The sequence below is a fragment of the Paenibacillus sp. J22P143 genome (genome assembly GCF_059692035.1).
Genome location: NZ_JCAUAQ010000064.1, coordinates 1 through 1,712, shown reverse-complemented (window position 1 = coordinate 1,712; position 1,712 = coordinate 1). Strand labels below are relative to the sequence as shown.

Sequence of the window (1,712 nt, the reverse complement as noted above, 5' to 3'; positions counted from 1 at the left end):
CATATCCGTCCGCAAAGCTCGCCGAGTTGAAAGAACTGGTCGATAAGGGGCTGGAGACCAACGTTGAGTTCGTCTGGGCAGCACATGTCGGCGGCAAGATCAATCTCGGCTCGGAAACCGACATTCAAGCGCTTAAGAACAAGTTCGACCAGTTGTACGGTATCGGCGTCCGGCAATTCGCAATCTTCTTTGATGATGCCTCGACGAACAACAGTCAACTCGTGAGCTTCATCACGCGGATCGACAGCGAATACATCAAGCCCAAGGGAGATATCAAGCCGATCATCTTCTGTCCGCAGTATTATCGTAAGGATGACGGCAGTCAGGCTACGATCAATTACCTGAAAAATATCAGCTTGTTCCCGAAGGACGTACAAATCATGTGGACGGGCGATAACGTCGTTGCGCCGGTCACGCAGAGCGCCGTCGATTGGGTCACGCAGTATATCGAAAGACCAGTCTATATCTGGTCGAACTATCCGGTAAACGATTTGGGGATGGCCGACTATGTCCATATGGGTCCCTCCATTGGGCTTCACTCCGGAGTTAATAATGTCTCAGGCTTGACCTCGAATCCGATGAATCAGGCGCAGGCGTCCAAGGTGGCGCTGTTCAGCGTCGCGGATTATACATGGAATACTGACGACTTTAATTATGAACAGAGCTGGCAGGATTCGTTTAACTACATCATCCGGGATAACCCCAATGCAGCGAATGCATTGCGCATCTTTTCACAGAATGCGACGGATGCCCTATACTCGTTTGGAGCGGGTGAATCGCTCTACCTGCAGCCAGAGATGAAAGCCTTTAAACAAGCGTTGGCAAGCGGCGAGGATATTTCGGGCTCAGGCGCGTCTCTGGTCCTGGCGTTCCAAGAAATGATGAATGCCGTAGATACACTGAAGGCATATCCGGGCACAAACGGTATCTCGGGAGAACTTACGCCCTGGCTCGACAAAATGAGAAAGATTGCACAGGCGAGTAGAAATGCGGTGCAAGGGTTGATGGATCTGGGTGAGATTTCGTCGGATGATCCTGCATCCATTCAGGCAGCTATGAAGTTGATTTCCGATCGTAGAGCGGAGCTCAAAACAGCGGTGTCTGCATCCAAGATCGTTTCGCAAAAAGAGCTTGTACCTTTTACCGAAGAGATTCTGAATCTGCAGGAAATGCAGATTATGGAAACGCTCTCCCTGCCGCTCAAAATGCGCGGTTTCGGCAGCACGAGCCTCGATTACACGAAGATGCTGGACGGCGATCTGACGACAGCTGCCGACTCAGGCGCGATGGTGTCGAAGGGCGCATACTTCGGCGTGAATCTGGGCATGAACATGCATATCGACAACGTATCCATCGTGATGGACAACACGAAATATTATAAAAAAGGCATGCTTGAAGCGTCCATGGACAACAGAACTTGGACAGAGGTCGCGGAATTCGATACAAGCACGGTCTCTGCGCAAGGACTTGATCTTACCGCAAAATTCCTGCGCTACCGAGCGACGGACGCGTTCACCGACGAGAACACCGGATCGCCGAACCGCGGCTTAACGGTCAAGGAGTTTCGGATAAACGTAGAACAATCTGGGGAGATCTATACAAGCGTATCCGCGCTGAAGAATAAGGCGTTGACGTTTGAAGGCACTTCCGCAGCACTGCGAAATGTCGCAGAGATTACGCTGGAACCCGGAGATTATTTTGGATTTCAGTTT

Annotated in this window: 1 protein-coding gene; it reads left to right on the top strand. The window is 51.1% G+C overall.

Annotated elements, in window-relative coordinates; translation table 11 throughout:
• Positions 1-26: 26 nt before the first annotated feature.
• A partial coding sequence (locus tag AC58PQ_RS29485) for a beta-N-acetylglucosaminidase domain-containing protein (protein ID WP_497247951.1) occupies positions 27-1,712 on the top strand: 1,686 nt, incomplete at its 3' end.